Genomic DNA, 23,502 nt, shown 5'->3' with positions numbered 1-23,502 from the left:
GATTATTAATCAAATGACGATGAATTACACTTCGAGCCTGAACTGACCCTTTGCTGGAGAAGATTGATGATCAAGTCCCGTGCCGCCGTAGCCTTCGAAGCCAAGAAACCGCTGGAGATCGTCGAAGTCGACGTGGCCATGCCCAAGGCTGGCGAAGTGCTTCTGCGCGTTGTCGCCAGCGGTGTCTGCCATACCGATGCCTACACCCTGTCCGGTGCGGACCCTGAGGGTATCTTCCCGTCGATTCTGGGCCATGAGGGCGGTGCCATCGTCGAAGCGGTGGGTGAAGGCGTCACCTCGGTTGCCGTCGGCGATCACGTGATCCCGCTGTACACCCCCGAGTGTGGCCAGTGCAAATTCTGCCGCTCCGGCAAGACCAACCTGTGCCAGGCGATCCGCGCGACTCAGGGCAAGGGGCTGATGCCCGACGGCACCACGCGTTTCTCCTACAAAGGCCAGCAACTGTTCCACTACATGGGTACTTCGACGTTCTCCGAGTACACCGTGCTGCCGGAAATCTCCGTGGCCAAGATCCAGAAAGAAGCGCCACTGGAAAAGGTCTGTCTGCTGGGCTGTGGCGTCACCACCGGTATCGGCGCGGTGCTTAATACCGCCAAGGTAAAGCCGGGCGACACCGTGGCCATCTTCGGCCTGGGCGGCATTGGCCTGTCGGCGATCATTGGTGCGGTCAAGGCCAAGGCTGCGCGGATCATTGCCGTGGACATCAACCCGGGCAAATTCGAAATTGCCAAACAGCTGGGCGCTACTGATTGCGTCAATCCGAAGGATTACGACCGTCCGATCCAGGAAGTCATCGTTGACCTCACCGATGGCGGTGTGGACTTCTCCTTCGAGTGTGTGGGCAACGTTCAGTTGATGCGTGCCGCGCTGGAGTGCTGCCACAAGGGCTGGGGCGAGTCTGTGATCATCGGCGTTGCCGGTGCCGGTCAGGAAATTGCCACACGTCCGTTCCAGCTAGTCACCGGTCGCGTCTGGCGCGGTTCGGCGTTCGGTGGCGTACGTGGTCGCAGTGAGCTGCCAAGCTACGTGGAAATGGCGGAAAAGGGCGAAATTCCACTGGATACCTTCATCACCCATACCATGGGCCTGGAAGACATCAACAAGGCATTCGACCTGATGCACGAAGGCAAGAGCATTCGTAGCGTCATCCATTTCTGAGGTTTGCCATGAGCCTGGAAAACATTTCCTGCCAGAAGAGCTTCGGCGGCTGGCACAAGCGCTACCGGCATCGCTCCGAGGTGCTTGGTTGTGACATGGTGTTTGCCGTCTACCTGCCGCCGCAAGCGGAGCAGGGCGGCACGCTACCGGTGCTGTACTGGCTTAGCGGCCTGACCTGCACCGATGAGAACTTCATGCAGAAAGCCGGTGCGCACAAACTCGCCGCTGAATTGGGGTTAATCATCGTCGCGCCCGACACCAGTCCCCGCGGACCTCAGGTGCCGGGCGATCCCGACGGTGCCTGGGACTTCGGCCTGGGCGCAGGCTTCTACCTCAATGCCAGCGAGCATCCTTGGGCCCAGCACTACCGCATGCATGACTATGTGGTGCAGGAGCTGCCGAAGCTGGTCGAAGCGCACTTTCCCGCGTCAGATCGTCGCGGTATCAGTGGGCACTCCATGGGTGGCCATGGTGCGCTGGTCTGCGCGCTGCGCAATCCCGGACGTTATCATTCGGTATCGGCGTTCGCGCCGATCAGCAACCCGATGGATTGTCCCTGGGGGCAGAAGGCGTTCTCCCGCTACCTGGGTGAAGATCGGGCGCGCTGGCGTGAATGGGATGCCAGTGTGCTGATCGCCGATGCGCAGGAGCGCTTGCCTTTACTGGTGGATCAAGGAGATCGCGACGACTTCCTCGAAAACCAGCTCAAACCTCAGATGCTGGTCCAGGCGGCGAAGGCGGCGGGGCATCCCATGGAGCTGCGCTTGCAGCCCGGTTATGACCACAGCTACTACTTCATCGCCAGCTTTATCGATGAGCACCTGCGCCATCATGGAGTGGCCCTGGGTTTGTTGTAGGCACGGTCTTACAAATCAGCCTAATGCCCGGCAAAGCAGGTAGAATCACGCCCTGACTCAATCAGGGCGTTTTTTTATGCGTATTGGCCACGGCTACGATGTGCACCGCTTCGCGGAAGGCGATTTCATCACCTTGGGTGGGGTGCGCATTGCGCACAAGTTCGGGCTCCTGGCCCATTCCGATGGCGACGTACTGTTGCACGCCCTGAGCGATGCCCTGCTTGGCGCCGCGGCGCTGGGCGACATCGGCAAGCACTTTCCCGATACCGACCCGCAGTTCAAGGGCGCTGACAGCCGCGTGCTGTTGCGTCATGTGGTCAAGATCGTTCAGGCCAAAGGCTGGCGCGTAGGCAATATCGACGCCACTATCGTTGCCCAGGCACCGAAGATGGCGCCGCATATCGACACCATGCGCCAGTTGATCGCCGAAGACCTGCAGGTTGAACTGGACCAGGTCAACGTCAAGGCCACCACCACCGAGAAGCTTGGCTTTACCGGTCGTGAAGAAGGCATTGCCGTCCACTCCGTTGCCTTGTTGCTGCCAGCATGACCGAACTGGAACTTCTAGGCCCGCGCGCCTCGGGCCCGGTGTTGGGTAGCGCGATTCTCAAGGCCACCGCTGAAGACTTTCAGGTCGATGAAGTCCTCGATATCCCGTTGTCAGGTACTGGCGAGCACCTGTGGTTATGGGTCGAAAAGCGCGACCTCAACACTGAAGAGGCTGCCCGCCGTCTAGCCCGGGCTGCTGGCGTGCCGCTGCGCAACATCAGCTATGCCGGTCTCAAGGATCGTCAGGCCCTGACCCGCCAGTGGTTCAGCCTGCACTTGCCAGGCAAGGCCGATCCGGACCTGAGCGCGGCGGAAAACGAAACCCTGAGCATCCTCAAGCAGACCCGGCACTCGCGCAAATTGCAGCGCGGCGCCCATTCGGCCAATGGTTTCACCTTGCGCCTGACCGGCCTGAGTGCTGATCGCCAGGCATTGGACGCACGCCTGGAGCAGCTGCGCATCCAGGGTGTGCCCAATTACTTCGGCAGCCAGCGCTTCGGCCATCAGGGCGGCAACGTCCACGATGCCCGCGACTGGGCCGGACGTCAGGCGTTGCCCGAGCAGCGCAATGTGCGCTCACGGCTGCTTTCCAGTGCACGCAGCTATGTGTTCAACCAGGTCCTGGCGCAGCGTGTCGCCGACGGCAGTTGGCAGCGGGCCCAGGTCGGTGACCTGTTGGCCTTTACCGACAGCCGCAGTTTTTTCCCGGCAGGCGAAGCCGAGTGTTGCGATCCGCGCCTGGCCATTCTTGATCTGCATCCCACCGGCCCGCTCTGGGGCGAGGGGCCTTCACCGGCCAGCGGTGCCACCGGCGAGCTCGAGCAGGGCATCGGTGAGCAACATGTGTCGTTGTGCCAGTGGTTGGCACGCGCGGGCATGAGTCACGAGCGTCGTATCCTGCGACTGCCCATTGGCGGCCTGACGTGGCATTATCCCGAGCCTGATATTCTGCAACTGGAATTCGTCCTTCCGGCCGGATGCTTTGCCACCGTTGTGGTGCGCGAGCTTGTTGATCTGGTAACGGCAGGGCAGACGGACAGCCCATGCGTATTCTGATTTCGAACGACGACGGGGTCACCGCACCCGGACTCGCCGCGCTGCATGCTGCGCTGGCGGACTATGCCGAATGTGTGGTGATTGCCCCGGACCAAGACAAGAGCGGCGCCAGCAGTTCGCTGACGCTCGACCGTCCACTGTGCCCGCAAACGTTGGCCAATGGCTTTATCAGTCTCAATGGCACGCCGACCGATTGCGTGCACCTGGGGCTCAACGGCCTGTTGGAGCAGACACCGGACATGGTGGTCTCGGGGATCAACCTGGGCGCCAACCTGGGTGACGATGTGCTGTATTCCGGCACGGTCGCTGCAGCCTTGGAGGGGCGTTTCCTGGGAGGCACATCCTTTGCCTTCTCGCTGCTCTCGCGCCTGCCGGACAACCTGCCTACCGCTGCCTATTTCGCGCGCAAGCTGGTTGAGGCGCACAAGACTCTGGAATTGCCGCCGCGAACAGTGCTCAATGTGAATATCCCCAACTTGCCGCTCGAGCATATCCGCGGCATCCAGTTGACGCGTCTGGGGCATCGCGCCCGCGCCGCGGCACCGACCAAGGTGGTCAACCCAAGGGGCAAGGAAGGTTACTGGATCGCGGTGGCCGGTGACGCCGAGGACGGCGGCCCGGGCACCGATTTTCATGCGGTGATGCAAGGCTACGTCTCGATCACACCGTTGCAGCTCGACCGCACCTTCAACGACGCTTTCGAGCGTCTGGATGGCTGGCTGGAGGGGCTGCTCTGATGCGTGAACAGGAGGATCTGATGCGCCATGGTATCGGCTTTACCTCTGAGCGAACCCGCGAACGGCTGATCAAGCGCCTGATCGAAGAAGGGGTGTCGAACCCCAAGGTGCTTGATGTGCTGCGTCGCACGCCACGTCACCTGTTTGTCGACGAGGCGCTGGCGCACCGTGCCTATGAAGACACGGCGCTGCCGATCGGTAACAACCAGACGATCTCCCAGCCGTTCATGGTCGCGCACATGAGCGAGCTGCTGCTCGAGGCCGGCCCGCTGGACAAGGTGCTGGAGATCGGTACCGGTTCGGGCTACCAGACCGCGATCCTGGCGCAACTGGTTGAGCGCGTGTTCTCCGTGGAGCGCATCAAGGTGCTGCAGGATCGCGCCAAGGAGCGTCTGACCGAGCTCAATCTGCGCAACGTGGTGTTTCGTTGGGGCGACGGCTGCGAAGGCTGGCCGGCACTCGCGCCTTACAACGGCATCATCGTCACGGCTGTGGCCCCGGAAGTCCCCCAGGCGCTGCTCGATCAACTCGCCCCGGGTGGGCGTATGGTCATTCCGGTGGGGCCGACAGGCGACACCCAGCACCTGATGCTGATCGTGCGTGAAGAACATGGCTTTTCACGGCGGGTGCTGGGCGCCGTGCGCTTCGTTCCCTTGCTGACCGGCCCGCTGGCCTGATCAGGACTTTTTTTCGCAGCGGGCGAATTACTCCGGCATTGCCCTGTCTATCTGGCGGGCTACCCTGATCTGTCAGGGTTCACATTTTGCCGAAGCCCGGCATCCGCAAGGCGCATGCGCTCGGTTATAATTGCAACAATATTGCATTTTCACAGCAGTCACCAAGAGAGGGAGCGGCGGGTGGGTCACACAATCATTCGGCAGCGCAGGGGATTTTCGAGCTTCAAGCTTCTGGTGATTGCACTTGCCGTGGGTTCGTTGGTTTCGGGCTGCTCCAGTACCTCCACCACCAGTGCTCGTGTGGTTGACCGTAATGCGCCAGTGGCCAAGCGTCCGGCCACCACCAGTGGCCAGTACGTGGTTCGCCCTGGCGACACCCTGTACTCCATTGCCTTTCGTTATGGCTGGGACTACAAGGCCCTGGCTGCCCGCAACGGCATCGCCGAGCCGTACACCATACGTCCAGGCCAGGCGATCCGTTTCGATGGTCGCTCCAGTGGCCCAGCCAGCGGCACCACCACCGTGGTGACCACCTCGTCATCGCCTTCGAGCAAGACCACTGTCACCACGCGCCCAGCAGGGACGCCAGCCAAGCCTGTGACCACGACGCCAGCCACGCCAGCACCGGTGGTGAGCACTACCCCCGCACCGGTTCAGGTGCCTGCAACAGAGCGTGCAGTGGGCGGTTGGGCATGGCCGGCTTCGGGTGTGTTGATTGGCAAATTTGCTTCAAACGGTAGTTTGAATAAAGGCATTGATATCGCCGGTGATTTGGGACAGCCTGTTTTTGCTGCGTCTGATGGTTCAGTTGTCTACGCCGGGAGTGGCTTGCGGGGCTACGGCGAGTTGGTCATCATCAAGCACAGCGACACCTACGTCAGTGCCTACGGCCACAACCGCAGGCTTTTGGTTCGGGAGGGACAGCAGGTCAAAGTTGGGCAGACAATTGCCGAAATGGGTTCCACGGGCACAGACCGGGTGAAGCTGCATTTTGAGATTCGCCGCCAGGGCAAACCTGTTGATCCGCTGCAATTCCTGCCGCGTCGTTGATTGCTAGTACCCGGCCTGTTCCTCGCGTAGAGGGGACAGGCTCCAGCGCTGCCAAGGATATCGGCGTCGCTCGAGTCTGAGTTCGAACTCAGCAAAGGACTATAACAATGGCTCTCAGTAAAGAAGTGCCGGAGTTTGACATCGACGATGAAGTGCTCCTGATGGAGACGGGCATCGTTTTGGAAACGGATGTGGTGTCAGACGAACCTGCTGTATCTTCGGTTCGGACCAGGGCTAAACAAGGCTCTACGCTCAAGCAGCACAAGTACATCGATTATACCCGTGCGCTTGATGCAACCCAGTTGTACCTCAATGAAATCGGTTTTTCGCCTTTGCTCTCGCCAGAGGAAGAGGTTCATTTTGCGCGTCTGTCGCAAAGTGGCGATCCGGCCGGGCGCAAGCGCATGATCGAAAGCAACCTGCGTCTGGTGGTGAAAATCGCCCGGCGTTATGTGAATCGTGGACTGTCGCTGCTCGACTTGATCGAAGAGGGCAACCTGGGGTTGATTCGCGCGGTCGAGAAGTTCGACCCTGAACGTGGTTTCCGTTTCTCTACCTACGCCACCTGGTGGATCCGGCAAACCATCGAACGGGCGATCATGAACCAGACCCGTACCATTCGCTTGCCGATACATGTGGTCAAAGAGCTGAACGTTTACCTGCGTGCGGCGCGCGAACTGACCCAGAAGCTCGATCACGAACCGTCCCCGGAAGAGATCGCCAGCCTCCTGGAGAAACCGGTGGGTGAGGTCAAACGCATGCTCGGGCTCAACGAGCGTGTATCGTCAGTGGATGTGTCCCTTGGCCCAGACTCTGACAAGACCTTGCTCGATACCCTGACCGATGACCGTCCCACCGACCCTTGTGAGCTGCTCCAGGATGATGACCTGTCCCAGAGCATCGACCAGTGGCTGAGTGAGCTGACTGACAAGCAACGTGAGGTGGTAATTCGCCGTTTCGGCCTGCGGGGGCATGAGAGCAGTACTCTGGAAGATGTAGGACTGGAAATCGGTCTGACCCGTGAGCGGGTTCGCCAGATCCAGGTCGAGGGGCTCAAGCGCCTGCGTGAGATCCTCGAGAAGAATGGCCTGTCTAGTGAGTCGCTGTTTCAATAAGCTTGGCTTGCAGCAAAGAACGCCTCGACATGATCGAGGCGTTTTTGTTTGTGTATGAAAGCCTGTCAGAGCGGGTGTTTCCTGCCATTGCTACGGAAACATCCAGATTTGTCCTTCGCGGTTGGCACAGTTGTTTTCCGTGTAAGCCATCGCTTACTCGTGCTGTAAGCCATTGTTCTAAGCGTTAGTAAATCGTTGTCGTTTTCACTGTACGCTTTTTTATAACTTTTTGATAAATAACGTTTTTATTGTTTGTTTTAGTAAGATTGCTGCAGCTTTTTGAGAGCTTTGACCAGTTGCTGGAAATACTGCAGAGGCTAGTATCTCAACTGTGTCTACGGACTGACACAGGCTCTCAAGGATGAAGGCCAAGGACATCGCAGGATGCGATTCATCAGGATGATGAAAGGGAACAAAGGGACTACGGAAAAAATGTGGGCGGGTTAAACCGCCCCTTTTTTTTGCCCGCAATAAACATGAAAAAAGGCCCTTGAAGGGCCTTTTTTATTGATCCGGGGCGCTTAACGCTCCAGGTCGGCGATCTTGCCTGGCTTGCCATCCCACTCTTCAGCGTCTGGCAGGGCATCCTTACGCTCGGTGATGTTCGGCCAGATCTCTGCCAGCTCGGCATTGAGCTCGATGAAGTTCTCCATGCCACTTGGCACTTCGTCTTCCGAGAAAATGGCTTGGGCAGGGCATTCAGGCTCACACAGTGCACAGTCGATGCACTCATCCGGGTGAATGACCAGGAAGTTCGGGCCTTCGTAAAAGCAGTCCACCGGACAGACTTCTACGCAGTCGGTGTACTTGCACTTGATGCAGTTGTCGGTGACGACGAAGGTCATTTCTAATTCTCTCCTCAGGCGACGGCAGCGATACCCTTCCAGACAGGGTCGCTCGGTTTGGTCGTTCGGCTGCAGACCAGGCTAGTAACCTGCAGCACCGCCAAACCGCGCGGGATTCTATCAGCTTGTGCGGGCTCGCGTTATAACAGAGTCTTCAGTGTATAGAGCATTTCGATAGCTTGACGCGGCGTCATATTGTCCAGGTCGAGCTTCCCGAGCTTCTCGATGGCCGGGTGTGGCAGGCTGGCAAACAGGTCGCTCTGGTGCGGAACATCGGCTGCACCCTTGGGCACTACAGGCATTTCATGCGGCAGGCTGGCGGTTTCCAGCCGGCCCAGGTGTTCGCGCGCACGCTGGATCACCGGCGTCGGCACGCCCGCCAATTGCGCCACGGCCAGGCCGTAGCTCTGGCTGGCCGGCCCCGGTAGCACATGGTGAAGGAATACGATGCGCTCGTTGTGCTCGGTGGCGTTCAGGTGCACGTTGGCTACCAGTGGTTCGCTGTCCGGCAATACGGTGAGTTCGAAGTAGTGGGTGGCAAACAGCGTGTAGGCACGCAGTTGCGCCAGACGTTCTGCCGCGGCCCAGGCCAGGGACAGGCCGTCGAAGGTGCTGGTGCCGCGGCCGACTTCGTCCATCAGCACCAGGCTGCGGTCGGTGGCGTTGTGCAGAATGTTGGCGGTTTCGCTCATCTCGACCATGAAGGTCGAGCGGCCACCGGCCAGATCGTCGCTGGAGCCGATACGGGTGAAGATCCGGTCGACCAGCGACAGTTCGCAACTGGCTGCAGGTACAAAGCTGCCAATATGCGCCATCAGCACAATCAGGGCAGTCTGGCGCATGTAGGTGGATTTACCGCCCATGTTCGGGCCGGTGATTACCAGCATGCGGGTGTTGTCATCCAGCGACAGATCGTTGGCCACGAACGGCGTGGTCAGTACCTGCTCGACCACCGGGTGGCGACCCTGGGTGATACGCATGCACGGCTCGTCGACGAACGACGGGCAATTCAGGTCCAGGTTCAGCGCACGTTCGCCGAGGTTGCTCAACACATCCAGTTCAGCCAGGGCCGCGGAGGTGTCTTGCAGGGGCGCCAGATGACCGATCAGGGTTTCCAGCAGCGCGTCGTAGAGCATCTTCTCGCGGGCAAGGGCACGGCTCTTGGCCGACAGCGCCTTGTCTTCGAAGACCTTCAGCTCCGGGGTGATGAAGCGTTCGGCACCCTTGAGCGTCTGCCGGCGAATATAGTCGGCAGGCGCCTGTTCGGCCTGCTTGCTCGGCAGTTCGATGAAATAGCCATGCACACGGTTGTAGCCGACCTTGAGGTTGGCCAGGCCAGTGCGGGCTTTTTCCCGGGCTTCCAGATCGATCAGGAACTGGCCGGCGTTCTCGCTCATGGACAGCAGTTCGTCCAGTTCGCTGTCGTAGCCGGTTTTCAGCACGCCGCCGTCACGGATTACCGCAGGCGGGTTGTCGATGATGGCTTTTTCCAGCAGGTCGGCCAGTTCCGGGTAGGTGCCGGTGATGGCCGCCAGGCGTGCTAGGTGCGGTGCTTCAAGCTCCGCCATGGCGTTCTGCAGTTCCGGCAGGGCGCCGAGGGCATCGCGCAGGCGCGCCAGGTCTCGTGGACGGGCGTTGCGCAGGCCGATACGGGCAAGGATCCGTTCGAGGTCGCCGATTTCCTTGAGCTGCGGCTGCAGTTTTTCAAAGCGGTAGCTGTCGAGCAGGCAGCGAATTGAACCCTGGCGCGCTTGCAGTACTTTCAGGTCGCGCAGCGGGCGGTTCAGCCAGCGGGTCAGCAAACGGCTGCCCATGGCGGTCTGGCAGCGGTCGATGACCGACTGCAAGGTGTTGTCGCGACCGCCGGCCAGGTTCACATCCAACTCGAGGTTGCGGCGGCTGGCACCGTCGAGCACTACGGTGTCGTCCAGGCGCTCGTGCTTGAGGCTGCGCAGGTGCGGCAGGGCAGTGCGCTGGGTTTCTTTGGCGTAACCCAGCAGACAGCCGGCGGCACCGATCGCCAGGGTCAGCTTCTCGCAGCCAAAGCCCTTGAGGTCCTGGGTTGCGAACTGCTGGCAGAGGCTCTTGCGCGCCGAGTCGCGGTCGAAATCCCAGGGCGCACGACGGCGCGCACCACGGCGTTTCTCCGCCGGCAAGCCTTGCGGCCAGTCATCGGGGATCAACAGCTCGACCGGGTTGATGCGTTCAAGTTCGGCCAGCAGGTTCTCCCAGCCCTTGATCTCGAGCACGGTGAAGTTGCCGCTGGTGATATCCAGCACGGCCAGGCCGAACAGACGCTCGTCACCGAGCACGGCAGCGATCAGGTTGTCGCGGCGTTCATCCAGCAGCGCCTCGTCACTGACTGTGCCGGGGGTGATGATGCGTACCACCTGGCGCTCTACCGGGCCCTTGCTGGTGGCCGGGTCGCCGATCTGCTCGCAGATCACCACCGACTCGCCCAGCTTCACCAGCTTGGCCAGGTAACCCTCGGCCGCGTGGAAGGGGATACCACACATGGGAATTGACTGGCCCGCCGATTGCCCACGGGCAGTCAGGGTAATGTCCAGGAGTTTTGCGGCCTTCTTCGCGTCTTCATAGAAGATTTCGTAGAAGTCGCCCATGCGGTAGAACATCAGTTGATCTGGGTGCTGGTTTTTCAGCTTCCAGTACTGTTGCATCATCGGAGTGTGTGCGGAGAGATCGCTCATTACAGAAACTTGGCTCGCAGTGTCGTTTAGACCAAAGGCAAGCGGGCAATGGTACAGGGATTTTGCGCGCGATGCCGAGGCCAACAGCCCTGGCGCGACCATTTGTCCATGCATTTGTGTGCATATCGGCAATTGCTTTTTGCATTATCCGGTTGCATTATGCGGATTATGCAAAAACGCAACGTAGCATCCGTCTTGAGAGCACTGCTCGACCGCCACGGTATCTCCCCCACGGAGCTGCACCGGCGTACCGGCGTGCCGCAATCCACCCTGTCGCGCATTCTCAGCGAGAAGATCGTCGATCCTTCCGACAAACATGTGTCGAAGATCGCCGAGTATTTCGGCGTGAGCACCGATCAACTGCGTGGTCGCGTCGAATTCGGTGAAAGCCGCGAAGCCGCGCCCGGGCGTAGCCACGCTGAGTTGCGCGATATCAGCCTGTGGGATGACGACACCCCTGTCGAGGACGACGAGGTTTCCATTCCGTTTCTTCGTGAGGTCGAGTTGGCAGCAGGATCAGGACGATTCGTCATCGAGGAAAGCGAGAAGGCCAGCCTGCGTTTCGGCAAGCGCAGCCTGCGCCACAACGGCGTGCAGTTCGACCAGGCCAAGTGTGTCACGGTGCGCGGCAATAGTATGTTGCCGGTGTTGCGCGATGGCGCCACGGTGGGGGTCAATGCGGGCAAGAGCGGCATCGGCGATATCGTCGATGGTGACCTGTACGCCATCAATCACAATGGTCAACTGCGGGTGAAGCAGCTCTACCGCCTGCCTACCGGTATACGCCTGCGCAGCTTCAACCGTGATGAGCATCCGGATGAAGACTACAGCTTCCAGCAGATGCAAGAGGAGCAGATCAGCATCCTCGGCCACGTCTTCTGGTGGGGCATGTACGCTCGCTGATTCACATCCAGATCATCAAAAAACCCGCTACGGCGGGTTTTTTTTCGTCTCCAGGAAAGTGCTCCACGCCGCATAGGACAAGGCCTACATGCACGTGTGCATTTTCTCATGCATAAATATTTCCGCAAATGCATTGACTGCATATGCATCAGTGCATAATCTTTGTCTCAAGCCGGTCATCACCGGTAGCGACAAAGGCAGCGATGAACAGGCCTGAACTGTTCAGAGGGTTGGCAACTGGCCCGGGTGTGCAGCGTAAAGCACCACAAGCAGTTATCCGGCGGGCAGGCGGCCGCGGTCGGAGGAACAATTTGAAGCGCAGTCGTCAGCGCACCAGTCGTGGCCGGCGATTCGACAACGCATTACTGAAAAGCCTGGGAAACCGGGCTTTTTGGAATGCCGAGTGATCGGTTTTAAGCACATGCCGCAGGCAAGGTGCCATGCGGAACAATAAAAAGGAGACAGGACAGTGACAAGCGAGCAACAGACGTTACTGGAAATGCCGATCTGGCTGGTGATCGTCCTGGCCCTGCTGGGCGGTCTTTCTGGCGAGATGTGGCGGGCGGACAAGGCCGGTGCCCGAGGTTGGGCACTGTTTCGGCGTCTGCTTTTGCGTTCGGGAGCCTGCATGGTCTGCGGCGTATCGACGGTGATGCTGCTGTATGCCAGCGGCATGTCGATCTGGACCGCCAGTGCTTTTGGCTGCCTGACGGCGATGGCCGGCGCCGATGTGGCGATCGGGCTTTATGAGCGGTGGGCTGCACGGCGCTTGGGGGTCGACGCGCAAGATGCGGATTTTCATAAACAGGGCAACAAGGAGTGAGGATGAGCCGGGTTTTTACCGAAGCAGACATCTGCGTCATTGACGACGCCGTCACTGAAGAAGAACAGCAGCAGATTGCTGAGCAACTCAACAGCGCGATCTGGCGATTCGGCTGGCCAGTGAATCACGCACCGTTTGCCCGCCCTTGCTGGCACAGTTTTATTGTTGGCAGTCAGCGGGTCGAGCGGCAGTCATCGGATGGCGAACTGGCCAGTCATCCGCAATGGGGCTTTCTTTCAACGTTCTGGGACCGGGTGAGACTCGCCCATATGCCTGGCGCAACACTGTTGGGTGTCTATGCCAATGGCCAGACCTTCGGCCAGGAGTCTCCAATTCATCGCGACAACAAAGCCAGTGAAAAAGGACTGACAGTAGTGATGTTCTGCAACGATCACTGGGCCACGTGTTGGGGCGGTGAACTGGTGTTCTATGACGATCAGAAGGAAAACATCATCAAGGCGGTACTGCCCAAACCTGGGCGGATAGTCATTTTCAACGGGCATGTGCCCCATAGCGCCCGTTCGCCTTCCGCTAGCTGTGATCGGTTACGGATGACGCTTGCGTTCAAAACCATTATCTAAGGAAGTAATAATCCATGGCAGGAAAAGTCGAAATCTTCGTAGGCCTAGTCGGTAAGGCCGATAAAAATGTGGGTATCGCTAACGCCGGTACATCGGTGATCGATCAATACACGACTGACAAAAAAGGCTTTGAGCTGGTCAATCAAAGTGCGCAGACCGGGGTGTCGGTGGTCGCTACAGTGACCTCCATCGTTCAGCTGACTAAAGGGTTTGTGCCGTTTTTGAACATTCAGACCAATGCTCTCGCCGGTACGATGATGTTTCTGAAGATCACGGCGGAATACAAAGGCAACACAAAATTCAAAACAGGCGATGCTGTTAGTCTGGTTGGAAACGTTGCCGGCATTGCCGCGGGCATTACGTTGTTGGTTGCGGGTCCAGGGTTGGCCGCCTCAGCGTTTGTTGCCGCTGGCGTAGTGACAAGCCTCTACGGGATCTTTACGTCGGAGGCGGTGACCAATTTCTTCAATTCCACCGTTCTGCCTGTCTGGAACCAGAATTTCAAGAATAAGCCTAGCGCAACGTATCCCGATTATTGGGTTGCACCAGATCTGAAGTTGGTCCCTCTGGCAGAGATCATAGCCCGTTATGGTAACCAGGTTGCAGTGAGCCATTGGGATCCTCGAGTCAACACAGTCAAAGTCTCCCGCGGTTTGCGTGGTGGAGGGGCTAGCGGCTCAGTTCCGGGTGGTTCTTATGCTGGCGGCTCTGTGATGCCTCCGTTGGTGATTCCGCGACCGGAGCGCCCGAGCGAAAACATCGACATCTTTATTGAGTCTATCAATGGTCAGCCACAGGACGGCTACGGCTGTTGCAGCGGTAGCCAGGATGGCTATCACTGATTGTTTTCGTGTTAGGGTTTTGACTGCTTGGAAAATTACACCCGGATTGCTCAAAGGAATGAAATGCCCTCTGTAATCAAACAAATAAAAGCCCTGCCACCAAAGTCCCAAGTCAAACTCTGTTTGATGATGGCAGTTTTCTCCTTGTTGATTGGCACTTTGTTCCTGCTTGAATGGAGGGTTTATCAAGAACCGAATCCTGAACGAGTCGTGCAGCTTGAGGGTAGGCTGACCAGCGATGCGCAGGTGTGGAAGCAAGACCGCAGGATTGTCGACTTCGGTGTGGCGCCACATGGCTTATATGAAGACCGACAACCCGTGTATGCCTACAAGGATGTTTACCAGAGCACAGGATTGCGCAGGGGGGCAACGGTTGCACTCGAGGTCGAGCATACGGCAGAGGGCGCTCTGGTGCGTAAGCTGAGCACGCATGAAGGTCGCGTGTTGTTCGATGCCAACATGGAGCGCTACATCGCATCCACCGGTAACGATTCAATAGTGCGAACGTCAGTCCTCACTGTGTTTCTGGTCACGCTGTGCCTGGGACATGCCTTTTTGACCTGGAGGCGATATCTCAAAGCACCCGCAGACGTTAATTCAGCGACGTAGTTAACGCCTTCGCCCCGCTTGCAAGGACGCACTTTGTTGTGTCCAGCATATCCCTGTCAAAACTTCCCTCTCCATGAGGTCGAGCGCCTGCCCGGCCGGCTGGCGCGTGCCTCCAGCCCGGCCGTTACGACTCTCACTCAGGAGTGAACATGAACGAACTAACGACCTTACATGAGGCCATCACCGCGTCCATCAAGGCCGCGATTCCTCAGTTTGAAACTGTTGGCGCTTATGCGGCAGCGGACCAATCCACAGTTCTACCCGCATTGTTCTACACCATCACCAGCCTTGAGCCTGGAGTTGATCCAGGTGATGGACGTACGGGCATCATTGCAAGTTTCGAGGCACGCATTCTGGTCGACCCCGCTCACCCGCATGCCCCTTTGTTGGCGGTCACGCTGGCGACCGAACTTACGGTGTTGCTGCGCAAACAGTTCTGGGCGCTGGATTTTGTTGAGGAGGCCTCAGTTGTTCGGGCGGTGCCTGCTGCTGCAGCGCCCACATCGATCTGGTTGGTGCAATGGCAGCAACTGTTGCGCCTGGGCATTACACAATGGCCGTGGCCCGATCAGCCGGGTCCGTTGGCCTTTGCCTTCAGTCCTGACACGGGCCTCGGTAACGAAGACCGCTATCAGCTACCGGAGGATCTGGCATGAGCTACGCCAGTGCAGCCCATGATCGAATGCTGGCGGCGTTGGTCATCCCCTGTCGGGTGGTTGCGGTCGATCTTGCCGCCGCGAGAGTACGGGTTTCCGATGGGGCTGGCTGGACCAGCACCTGGGTTCGCTGGCACAGCCTGGCCGCAGGCAAAGCGCGGCATTGGCGTGCGCCAGGTCTTGATGAGCAAGGTGTGCTGGTCAGCCCAAGCGGTGAGCCCGCGCAAGGTACTTTCATACCTGGTTTGTACGGTAACGCTGGCGATCAGCCGGACAATCGCGAACACGTCGAAGTCTGGCGCTTCCCCGATGGCGGCTCGCTGATCTACGACTGGCAGGCCAGTAGCTACACCATCGACCTACCGGGTGGCACCCTGACCCTCAAGGTTGGTGGCAGTTCAGCCGTGGTCACCGCCGACTCCATTGCCGCCAAAGCCACCAGCATTTCCTTGACTGGCGAGGTGCAGATCAACGGGATGCTTCGGGTAACCGGCGACATTCTCGGCGGCGGAAAAATCATCGACACCGGTGGCAACACCGCTAACCACAAGCATTGAACCCTGCCCGCCGACGCGGGCTTTTTTACGCCTGGAGAAATCATGGCCACGCTAATGAAGGAGTAACCCGATGATCGGAGTGAATCGCCGTACCGGCGCATCGCTATCGGGCATCGAGCATGTGCGCCAATCCATTGAAGACATCCTGACGACCCCGCTGGGCAGTCGGCGCATGCGCCCGGACTATGGCAGCCAGCTGCGCCGTTTTGTCGACTTGCCGGTTAACGAGGGCTGGAAAAGCGCGGTGCAGGCAGAAGTCGCGCGCTGCCTCGGACGCTGGGAGCCGCGCTTGAAACTGGAGCGAGTCAGGGTGATCGCAGTGGTCGGTGGCCAGATCACCTTGCAGTTGACTGGGGTCTACCTGGCGCAAGCCACCACTCTGGAGGTCGTCGCATGATTGACCTGTCCCTGTTGCCGCCGCCCGATGTGCTGGAAACGCTTGAATTTGAAACGCTGTATCAACAGGTGTTGGGCCATTTTCGCCAGCAAATGGGCGATCAGTGGACTGCACTGTTGGAGTCCGATCCAGTGGTCAAGCTGCTGGAAGTAGCTGCCTACCAGAAGATGCTGGGGCAGGCTCGGGTCAATGACGCGGCCAAAGCAAGCCTGCTGGCCTATGCCAAGGGCGCCGATCTGGACAACCGCGCCGCTGATTATGGTGTGCAGCGCCTGATCATCAGTGCGGCCGATCCCGATGCCATGCCCCCTGTGGCGGCGGTCATGGAGGGGGACGCCGGGCTGCGGTACCGCACGCGGTTATCGCTGGAGGCCTTGTCGGTTGCCGGCAGTCGTGGCGCCTACGAGTTTCATGGGTTGAGTGCGTCGGCCCAGGTCGCCAGCGTGTCGGTGGACTCGCCAACGTTCACAGGGGTGCAAGTCAGTGCTGCGCTGCAGACGCAGCTACCTCCCGGAGCGATTGTGCTGGTCTGTGACTATGAGGCCGGCCTGTTCCAGCCCTTGCCGGGTGACGTGTCGCTGGCCGTACTGCCCCGGATCGACAGCCCGGTGCCGGGTGACGAGCTGGTGAGGACGGTGCAGGCTGCGTTGTCCGCCGAAGATGTGCGGCCGCTGACGGATCGGCCGCGCGTGCAGTTGGGCGAGCCAACGCCATTCAAGGTGGAGGCGATCCTGGAGTTGCAGGCAGGCCCCGATCCTGAGGTGGTCCAGGCGGCTGTGCGGATGAGCCTCGGTAAGGCCATTGCCGAGGCACGACGCCTGGAGGGGCAGTTGCCAATGTCGGCTATATACGCTGCCTTGCATGTAACGGGCGTGAGCCGGGTCAAATTGATCCAGCCGGTCGCCGACGTGACCAGCGACAAGCGTCATTTTCCCAGTTGCAGTGGCATCGAGCTAACCGTCGAGGTGGTGGCATGAGCCTGCTACCGCACAACGCCACGCCCCTGGAACAAGCGCTTGAAGCTGCCTGTGATCTGGGTATCGACCCTGGGATTATCCGCGGCGTAGCCGACTCGCAGCGCTGCCCGACGAACTTCCTGCCGTGGCTGGCCTGGGCGATGAAAGTCGATGGCTGGGAGGTCGCCGAATCCGGGGAGCAACAGCGCGCCCTGATTCGTGAGGCGATCCCGCTGCACAAGACCAAAGGCACCGTAGGCGCGGTGCGCCGGGTGCTCAAGGCGGTGCGGGTCAATTCCGACTTCAAGGAATGGCAGCAGATACCGGGAGCCGCACCGTACACGTTCCAGCTGACCGCCTGGGCCAACAACAACCGGCCCGGCGAGGGCTCGATTATTTCGCCGCAACTGTACGCCCGGCTGCGTGCCCTGGTCGATGCCGCGAAGAATGAGCGTAGCCATTATGACTTTCGCCTGGGTGCCCGCTTTGATGGCGGCTTTCGGCTGGGCAATGCCACACAAATGCGTGCGGTGCAGCGGCGGTCGATGGACGCCCGGGTGGTCCCGGTTGATCCGGCCGTCCAGGGCCTGCAGATGGCCAACGTGTCAAACCTGCGTGCGGTGGTTCGACGTTCCGTCGAGGCGCTGGGCGTTCCGATCAACGCTGAGCACGGCCTGCAGATCGCCAATGCGACACGGGCCCGCATTGTCGTGCGCGGCACGATGGAGGCTGTTCTATGAGTATCCCGCTACAACCTGTGATTACCAAGGCCGGCCTGGCCGCGATCTGGCGGGCCGACAAAACCGGCCTGGCCGCCGAGATCACCCATATCGTCCTTGGTACCTCGGGCTATACGCCGAACACCGAGCAGAAAAGCCTGATCGCGCAAACCGCCAAATACCCTGTTTCCGGTGGTGAGCGCTTGGGTAACACGCAAATCCACCTGACTGCCGTCGCCGATGGTGACCGGGCGTTCTGGGTGCGCGAAATCGGCTTTCTGCTGAGTGACGGCACGCTGCTGGCGGTGTGGTCGCATCCCACCGAGGCGCTGGCCTACAAGCCCGCCGGTACTGACTTGCTGCTGGCCTACGACCTGTCGCTGGCCGCGCTGCCAGCTAACAGCGTCACTATTGTCAGCGGTGCAGCAGGGCTCAATCTGACCTTGGCGGCGCCGCTCGCGGCCCAGGCTTCGGCGTTGATTGCCGAGCAACTGCGCAGCATGCAGCAGCAGGATCGCCTGGACGATCACGAAAAGCGTCTGCGGATCGATGGCGAGCAGATCGCCAATTTGCGGGTGCGCATGAAGGTCGTCGAGCAACGCCAGAGCGATGACCATGATGGCCTGCTCAGTGCGGTGGTCAGCAACGCGGCGGCGCTGATCGCTCTGCAAACCCTTGTTGTTCAACAAATCCATGGAGCATAAGACCGATGAGTCTTGAGACTGATGTCGCCAACCTGGTGACGAAAACTACTGATTTGATTACCTACTTCAATGGCAAGAAGGCGGGTATTGACGCGGCTGTGTCGGCGGCGGTCGCGGCGGCGCCGAGCATTTCCCGAGCTTTCTTTGTCGATAGCCAGTTGGGTAGCGATGACAACCTCGGCACTTCCGCCAGCCCGTTCAAGACTCTGGAGGCAGCTATCAAGGCAGTGCCAGCGGGGGGGCGGGCGGACGTGACCCTGCAGCGCGACTACACCTTGAGTGCTCACGTTGTGCTGAGCGGCCGCAAACTGGTGGTGCGTGGTGAGCCCGGGGCCGGGCGCAAGCTGATCCTCAACGAGTTTCAGGTCGACAACGACGGTACCGTGAACCGACGAATGGGCTCCTTCTGGCAAGGCGGTGAGTCTGCAGTTGAACTCGTCAGCCTGACGCTGAGTCTTCCGGCCACTACGCCCGGAGATAACACCGCTTACTACGCGTTGAGTTTCGGTAGCGGCAGTTCGGCACCCGCCGTAAACCAATTGCGCCTTTACAACCTGACTTTCGAGCTGCGCGGCGCGTTCCTTGGCACCCTGATGGGCCCAGGTTCAGTGTTGTTTCAGCTGGCCCTCGTCGGTACATCGCTGCCGGCAAGTTTGAATGGCCGACTCATCCCCGGTATTGCCGCAGGTACCGAGTCGAAAACCCTCAGTCACGTCATTACCAACCTTGCCACCCTGTGAGACAAGCATGCAAAAAGAATTCTTGAACGTCGTCCATGGCGGACTTTCTTACGTGGGTTATGCGTTCGATAACCTCCCTTTGCCAGCGGCCCTGTTGGCGGCGCAGCAACAAATCGATCAAGTGGCCGATCAGGCCCGCACTGCTGTCATTGGTGATCCTCTGCGCGTCGTCGAGTATCAGTTGGCCGAGCACGAAGCAAAAGCCTTCGCGGCAACGGGTTTCGAGGGTGACACGCCGCCCGCCGTGCAGGCCTGGGTCGAAGCTGCCGGGCTGGAACCGCGCGCAGCCGCCGAAAGCATCCTTGCAGAGGCGCAGGCCTGGCAGGGCGCGTTGTACGCCATCCGGGCCGCGCGTCTGAAGGGCAAGCAGGCGGTGCTCAAGGCGACCAGTCATGAACAGGCTGAGGGCTTTGCCGATACGGCCATCGCCACTATCCGCGCCAGCGTGGTCGGCGTCGGTAACGCCTGATCACTACACGCGTCCCTTGAGCGCCCCGACCTTCGGGGCGTTTTCATTTTTACAACTCACCGGGAGGTGACGGCATGAGTAGTGTGGATCTATCGGCGCTGCCCGCGCCGCAGGTGCTGGAGGACCTCGACTTTGAGGCGATCTTCCAGGCTGACCTGGCGACCTTCCGCTCGCATATGGGCGACAACTGGGACGCATCACTGGAAAGTGACCCGGTGAGCAAGCTGCTGGAAGTCGGTGCTTATCGCAAACTGCTCAACCGCGCGCGGGTCAACGATGCGGCCAAGGCACTGCTGCTGGCGTATGCACAAGGTGCCGACCTGGACCAGCTGGCAGCCAATGTGCAGTTGCAGCGCTTGGTCGTGCAGGTGGAAGACCTGAGCACGGTGCCGCCGACGTTCCAGGTGCTTGAAGAGGACGACGCGCTGCGCGAACGGGTGCAGCTGGTCTATGAAGGGCTGACCACTGCAGGCCCGCGCAACAGCTACGTGTTGCACGCCCGCAATGCTTCAGGGCAGGTGGCAGATGCCACGGCTGAGAGTCCTGCACCGGCCCAGGTCGTGGTCACTGTATTGGCGCTTGAGGGCGATGGCGGGGCCGGGGCCGATTTGCTGGACACCGTGCGGCTGGCTCTCAATGACGATGATGTGCGTCCTGTCGGCGACCGCCTGGCCGTGCAAGGTGCGACGATCCTGCGCTTTCGCATCGATGCTGTGGTGCACATGAGTGGCAGTGGTCCGGAGATCGAGGCGACGCTCGCCGAATGCAAACGCCGGCTGCAGGACTGGATCAATCCACGCCGCCGCCTGGGCGTCGAGGTGTCGCGCTCGGGGGTCGACGCCCAATTGCATATCAATGGCGTCAGCCGGGTCGATCTGAACAACTGGAGCGACATCCGCCCGACCCAGGCGCAAGCGGCCTGGTGCGAAGGGATCACCGTGACGCGGGGGAGCTGAGATGGACAGCCTGCTGCCGCTCAACAGCACTGAACTCGAACGCGCCATCGAAACGGCTGGCGCCGAAACCACTCCGATTCCACTACGCAGCCTGTACAACCCGGACACCTGTCCGGCGCACCTGCTGCACCAACTGGCGTGGGCCTGGTCGGTGGATCGCTGGGACGAAACCTGGCCTGAGGCAATCAAACGCTCGGTGATTCGTTCGGCGTTCCACGTGCATGCGCATAAAGGCACCATCGGCGCGTTGCGCCGGGTGGTCGAGCCTTTCGGTTACCTGATTGAGGTTGAAGAGTGGTTCCAGACTCAGCCTCAGGGCGTACCGGGCACCTTCGCCCTGAAGATCGGTGTATCCGATGCAGGCATCAGCGAGCAGACCTATCAAGAGCTTTCCTGGCTCATCGATGACGCCCGGCCGGTGAGCCGACACATGACCGGGTTGGTCATCAGCCTGGAAAGCATTGGAGCGTTGCACCTGGGCTCCGCGGTCTACGACGGCGACGAGCTCGACGTCTATCCCCCTCACGCTGCTGATATCGAGGTTACCGGCTCAGTCGGGCGCGGTGGACGCGAGCACATCATTGACTATCTGGACGTTTATCATGGTTGATCAAACCTCTCAGTTTTACGCGATCCTCACTACGGTAGGAGCCGCGAAGCAGGCCAATGCGGATGCCCTGGGCATTCCCTGGAAAATCACGCAAATGGCCGTTGGTGACGGCAACCCGGCCGGATTGGAAAACCCGGCACTACCGATGCCCGATGCCAGTGCGCGCGCCTTGCTCAACGAGTGGCGACGGGCACCGCTGAACCAGCTCAAAGTGGACGACAAGAACAGCGCGGTCATCGTCGCCGAGCAGGTGATCCCGGCCGATGTCGGCGGACGCTGGATCCGCGAGCTGGCGCTGTACGATGCCGACGGCGACATGATCGCGGTAGCCAACTGCGCACCGACCTACAAACCCTTGCTCAATCAGGGCTCAGGGCGTACCCAGGTGGTACGGATGAACCTGATTGTGAGCAGTGCCAGTAATGTGCAGCTCAAGATTGATCCGAGTGTTGTGCTGGCGACCCGTGAATGGGTGACTGAAGAGCTGGCCAAGCAGGACTTCAAGCACTCGGTACTCGTCGCCACTACGGCGGCCATCACCCTGAGTGGTTTGCAGTCTGTCGACGGCGTGGCGTTGTCAGCCGGTGCGCGGGTGCTGGTGAAGAACCAGGCTGCCGCCAAGGACAACGGCCTGTATCTGGTGGTTGCGGGCGGCGCCTGGACGCGCTGCAGCGATGCAGACACCAGCGCCAAGGTAACCCCCGGTATGTTGGTACCGGTGGAAAAGGGCACCATTAACGCTGACAGTACTTGGCAGTTGGTGACCGACAGTCCGATCACCCTGGGTGTCTCGGCGCTGGCTTTCGAAATGGCGTTCGGGCGCACGGGCGTTGCGGCCGGGAGTTACCGTAGCGTTACGGTAGATGCATACGGCCGTGTAGTAGCCGCGACCAATCCGACCACAGTGGCTGGCTATGCCCTAACCGACGTGTACACAAAGGGCCAGATTGACCAAGCGATAGCACTTAAAGCGAACTTGGCGAGTCCGGTGTTTACTGGCGCGCCCTCTGCCCCGACAGCAGCGGTGGGGACCAATACAGGCCAACTCGCAAACACGGCTTTCGTTCAAGCGGCAATTGCAGCCCTGGTTGCGTCATCGCCAGAGGCGCTCGACACGCTGAAGGAACTGGCATCAGCCATTGGCAACGATCCGAACTTTGCTACCACGATGGTCAACCAATTAGCCCTCAAGGCACCTTTGGCAGGTCCGATATTTACAGGAGATCCGAGAGCGCCAACGCCCGCAATTACGGATAACGATACTTCGGTTGCTACAACAGCCTTTGTACGTAACCTACTAGCGCGTTATGGGCTAGCTACCAGTAACGCTTTTATTTGGACCGGTAATATTGACCTGATTATTGAGACAGGCCTCTATACATCCAATAATGACACCACGGGCACACGACCGAAGCATCCGACGTTAGGGATAGAGATTATTGGCGGTATGCTTTTTCACATGGAGCGGAACGTCTCGACCTGTGCGTTGCAAATTTGGGAGTCGATTACTTCTGGGGTGGGCACACCGCTCGGCGGTCTCACGTTTAAGCGGTCACGATTGGCATCAGGCGTTTGGACGGATTGGGAGGAACTGATCACCTCTCGCCATCTACCATTTAGGGGGGTTCGCTCAATTACTGCGCTAGGGGCGTCCACTTGGGTCGTTCCACAAGGTGTCAATTCTGCGTGGGTCGAAGTAATCGGAGGAGGCGGCGGCGGTGGCCGATTTTTGAATGGCGGCGGCGGCGGTGGCGGAGGAGGGCGCTCTAGGCGACTGGTTTCAGGTTTGGTGCCTGGTGCAACAATTGCAGTTGTAGTCGGCGCGGGTGGGACAGGGCGCATAGAAAGTAACGGTGACGGTGAAAGTGGCGGGTCGTCATCCTTTGGCGCGTACCTCAGCGCTTCTGGCGGTGGCGGTGCATCGAAATGGTTCGGCGGCAGTGGCGGCATCGGCATTGGTGGCGACGTAAACGACACACTTGGCCCAGGCCATCACAGTACACGGCATGACAACAACTCTCTCGGAGGAACTTCCTCTAACTACGGAGGCGGCCACGGTGGTGGCGCGCGTGGCGGAGGTTCGGGTAGTGGTGCGACCGGATGGCCGGGTACTTCTGGAACTGTGCCCGGTAGCGGTGGTGGTGGCGGAAACGAAAATGGTAATGGCGGTGACGGTTCGGCTGGCCGCGTGACGATCTGGTGGTGAT

26 protein-coding genes are annotated in these 23,502 nt (G+C 59.9%); 24 read left to right on the top strand and 2 right to left on the bottom strand.

The features are described 5' to 3' along the window. Positions 1 to 66: 66 nt before the first annotated feature. The 8 genes from ACO6VD_RS03770 to rpoS all read left to right on the top strand — a co-directional run bounded on the left by ACO6VD_RS03770 (position 67) and on the right by rpoS (position 7,220). Positions 67 to 1,179, top strand: coding sequence for an S-(hydroxymethyl)glutathione dehydrogenase/class III alcohol dehydrogenase (locus ACO6VD_RS03770; protein WP_400170434.1), 1,113 nt, complete (start codon positions 67 to 69; stop codon positions 1,177 to 1,179). 8 nt (positions 1,180 to 1,187) lie between these two features. After that, complete coding sequence (fghA, locus tag ACO6VD_RS03765; RefSeq protein ID WP_422417127.1) at positions 1,188 to 2,036, top strand: S-formylglutathione hydrolase; 849 nt, start codon at positions 1,188 to 1,190, stop codon at positions 2,034 to 2,036. Between the two features lie 76 nt (positions 2,037 to 2,112). Next, on the top strand, positions 2,113 to 2,586 hold the full coding sequence (gene ispF, locus ACO6VD_RS03760; protein WP_422417125.1) for a 2-C-methyl-D-erythritol 2,4-cyclodiphosphate synthase: 474 nt from the start codon (positions 2,113 to 2,115) through the stop codon (positions 2,584 to 2,586). After that, positions 2,583 to 3,641 (top strand): tRNA pseudouridine(13) synthase TruD, encoded by a 1,059-nt coding sequence (gene truD / locus ACO6VD_RS03755; protein ID WP_422417123.1) that lies wholly within the window; start codon positions 2,583 to 2,585, stop codon positions 3,639 to 3,641. The genes ispF and truD overlap by 4 nt, the downstream gene beginning before the upstream one ends. Further along, on the top strand, positions 3,629 to 4,378 hold the full coding sequence (gene surE, locus ACO6VD_RS03750; RefSeq protein WP_422417121.1) for a 5'/3'-nucleotidase SurE: 750 nt from the start codon (positions 3,629 to 3,631) through the stop codon (positions 4,376 to 4,378). Before truD ends, surE begins: the two co-directional genes overlap by 13 nt. Beyond that, positions 4,378 to 5,055 (top strand): protein-L-isoaspartate(D-aspartate) O-methyltransferase, encoded by a 678-nt coding sequence (locus ACO6VD_RS03745; protein ID WP_400170439.1) that lies wholly within the window; start codon positions 4,378 to 4,380, stop codon positions 5,053 to 5,055. Before surE ends, ACO6VD_RS03745 begins: the two co-directional genes overlap by 1 nt. A gap of 180 nt (positions 5,056 to 5,235) precedes the next feature. After that, positions 5,236 to 6,105 carry a peptidoglycan DD-metalloendopeptidase family protein gene (locus ACO6VD_RS03740; protein WP_422417119.1) on the top strand — a complete coding sequence of 290 codons (870 nt, stop codon included), beginning with the start codon at positions 5,236 to 5,238 and terminating at the stop codon, positions 6,103 to 6,105. Between the two features lie 107 nt (positions 6,106 to 6,212). Then, the gene (gene rpoS / locus ACO6VD_RS03735) at positions 6,213 to 7,220 is read left to right on the top strand and encodes an RNA polymerase sigma factor RpoS (RefSeq protein ID WP_038613944.1); all 1,008 of its coding nucleotides are present in this window, start codon (positions 6,213 to 6,215) and stop codon (positions 7,218 to 7,220) included. Positions 7,221 to 7,741: 521 nt separating this feature from the next. Here the strand turns inward: rpoS and fdxA are convergent. Further along, positions 7,742 to 8,065 (bottom strand): ferredoxin FdxA, encoded by a 324-nt coding sequence (fdxA, locus tag ACO6VD_RS03730; RefSeq protein ID WP_003252355.1) that lies wholly within the window; start codon positions 8,063 to 8,065, stop codon positions 7,742 to 7,744. 140 nt (positions 8,066 to 8,205) lie between these two features. Then, complete coding sequence (gene mutS / locus ACO6VD_RS03725; RefSeq protein ID WP_422417117.1) at positions 8,206 to 10,773, bottom strand: DNA mismatch repair protein MutS; 2,568 nt, start codon at positions 10,771 to 10,773, stop codon at positions 8,206 to 8,208. A gap of 159 nt (positions 10,774 to 10,932) precedes the next feature. Between mutS and ACO6VD_RS03720 the strand changes: the two genes are divergently transcribed. The 16 genes from ACO6VD_RS03720 to ACO6VD_RS03645 all read left to right on the top strand — a co-directional run bounded on the left by ACO6VD_RS03720 (position 10,933) and on the right by ACO6VD_RS03645 (position 23,501). After that, a complete protein-coding gene (locus ACO6VD_RS03720) occupies positions 10,933 to 11,676 on the top strand; it encodes a LexA family transcriptional regulator (RefSeq protein WP_422417115.1) in 744 nt (247 codons plus the stop codon). 469 nt (positions 11,677 to 12,145) lie between these two features. After that, positions 12,146 to 12,499, top strand: coding sequence for a phage holin family protein (locus tag ACO6VD_RS03715; protein WP_422417113.1), 354 nt, complete (start codon positions 12,146 to 12,148; stop codon positions 12,497 to 12,499). 2 nt (positions 12,500 to 12,501) lie between these two features. Further along, the gene (locus ACO6VD_RS03710; protein ID WP_422417111.1) at positions 12,502 to 13,080 is read left to right on the top strand and encodes a 2OG-Fe(II) oxygenase; all 579 of its coding nucleotides are present in this window, start codon (positions 12,502 to 12,504) and stop codon (positions 13,078 to 13,080) included. A 14-nt stretch (positions 13,081 to 13,094) separates the two neighbouring features. Next, positions 13,095 to 13,922, top strand: coding sequence for a hypothetical protein (locus tag ACO6VD_RS03705; protein ID WP_422417109.1), 828 nt, complete (start codon positions 13,095 to 13,097; stop codon positions 13,920 to 13,922). Between the two features lie 63 nt (positions 13,923 to 13,985). Further along, the gene (locus tag ACO6VD_RS03700; RefSeq protein ID WP_422417107.1) at positions 13,986 to 14,531 is read left to right on the top strand and encodes a hypothetical protein; all 546 of its coding nucleotides are present in this window, start codon (positions 13,986 to 13,988) and stop codon (positions 14,529 to 14,531) included. Between the two features lie 149 nt (positions 14,532 to 14,680). Next, entirely contained in the window at positions 14,681 to 15,187 is a 507-nt protein-coding gene (locus ACO6VD_RS03695; RefSeq protein WP_422417105.1) for a hypothetical protein, read from the top strand. Next, on the top strand, positions 15,184 to 15,744 hold the full coding sequence (locus tag ACO6VD_RS03690) for a phage baseplate assembly protein V (protein WP_422417103.1): 561 nt from the start codon (positions 15,184 to 15,186) through the stop codon (positions 15,742 to 15,744). Before ACO6VD_RS03695 ends, ACO6VD_RS03690 begins: the two co-directional genes overlap by 4 nt. A 70-nt stretch (positions 15,745 to 15,814) precedes the next feature. Continuing rightward, a complete protein-coding gene (locus ACO6VD_RS03685) occupies positions 15,815 to 16,141 on the top strand; it encodes a GPW/gp25 family protein (RefSeq protein WP_422417101.1) in 327 nt (108 codons plus the stop codon). Next, a complete protein-coding gene (locus ACO6VD_RS03680) occupies positions 16,138 to 17,118 on the top strand; it encodes a baseplate assembly protein (RefSeq protein ID WP_422417099.1) in 981 nt (326 codons plus the stop codon). The genes ACO6VD_RS03685 and ACO6VD_RS03680 overlap by 4 nt, the downstream gene beginning before the upstream one ends. Next, positions 17,115 to 17,837, top strand: a complete 723-nt coding sequence (locus ACO6VD_RS03675) for a phage tail protein I (protein ID WP_422417097.1) — start codon at positions 17,115 to 17,117, stop codon at positions 17,835 to 17,837. The genes ACO6VD_RS03680 and ACO6VD_RS03675 overlap by 4 nt, the downstream gene beginning before the upstream one ends. Then, positions 17,834 to 18,520 carry a phage tail protein gene (locus ACO6VD_RS03670; RefSeq protein WP_422417096.1) on the top strand — a complete coding sequence of 229 codons (687 nt, stop codon included), beginning with the start codon at positions 17,834 to 17,836 and terminating at the stop codon, positions 18,518 to 18,520. Before ACO6VD_RS03675 ends, ACO6VD_RS03670 begins: the two co-directional genes overlap by 4 nt. 5 nt (positions 18,521 to 18,525) lie before the next feature. After that, positions 18,526 to 19,260 carry a hypothetical protein gene (locus ACO6VD_RS03665; RefSeq protein WP_422417095.1) on the top strand — a complete coding sequence of 245 codons (735 nt, stop codon included), beginning with the start codon at positions 18,526 to 18,528 and terminating at the stop codon, positions 19,258 to 19,260. Positions 19,261 to 19,267: 7 nt separating this feature from the next. Then, the gene (locus ACO6VD_RS03660) at positions 19,268 to 19,729 is read left to right on the top strand and encodes a hypothetical protein (RefSeq protein WP_422417094.1); all 462 of its coding nucleotides are present in this window, start codon (positions 19,268 to 19,270) and stop codon (positions 19,727 to 19,729) included. 74 nt (positions 19,730 to 19,803) lie between these two features. Next, positions 19,804 to 20,685, top strand: a complete 882-nt coding sequence (locus ACO6VD_RS03655; RefSeq protein ID WP_422417092.1) for a baseplate J/gp47 family protein — start codon at positions 19,804 to 19,806, stop codon at positions 20,683 to 20,685. A 1-nt stretch (position 20,686) separates the two neighbouring features. Beyond that, positions 20,687 to 21,295: a phage tail protein I gene (locus ACO6VD_RS03650; RefSeq protein WP_422417091.1), complete on the top strand. Its 609-nt coding sequence runs from the start codon at positions 20,687 to 20,689 to the stop codon at positions 21,293 to 21,295. Then, on the top strand, positions 21,288 to 23,501 hold the full coding sequence (locus tag ACO6VD_RS03645; protein ID WP_422417089.1) for a phage tail protein: 2,214 nt from the start codon (positions 21,288 to 21,290) through the stop codon (positions 23,499 to 23,501). The genes ACO6VD_RS03650 and ACO6VD_RS03645 overlap by 8 nt, the downstream gene beginning before the upstream one ends. The last annotated feature ends 1 nt before the right edge of the window (position 23,502 follow it).

It is taken from the genome of Pseudomonas sp. GZD-222, assembly GCF_049310525.1.
In the GTDB taxonomy this organism is placed as follows: domain Bacteria; phylum Pseudomonadota; class Gammaproteobacteria; order Pseudomonadales; family Pseudomonadaceae; genus Aquipseudomonas.
Note: the sequence above shows the minus strand (reverse complement) of the source record. Positions and strands in the feature narration are given on the sequence as shown.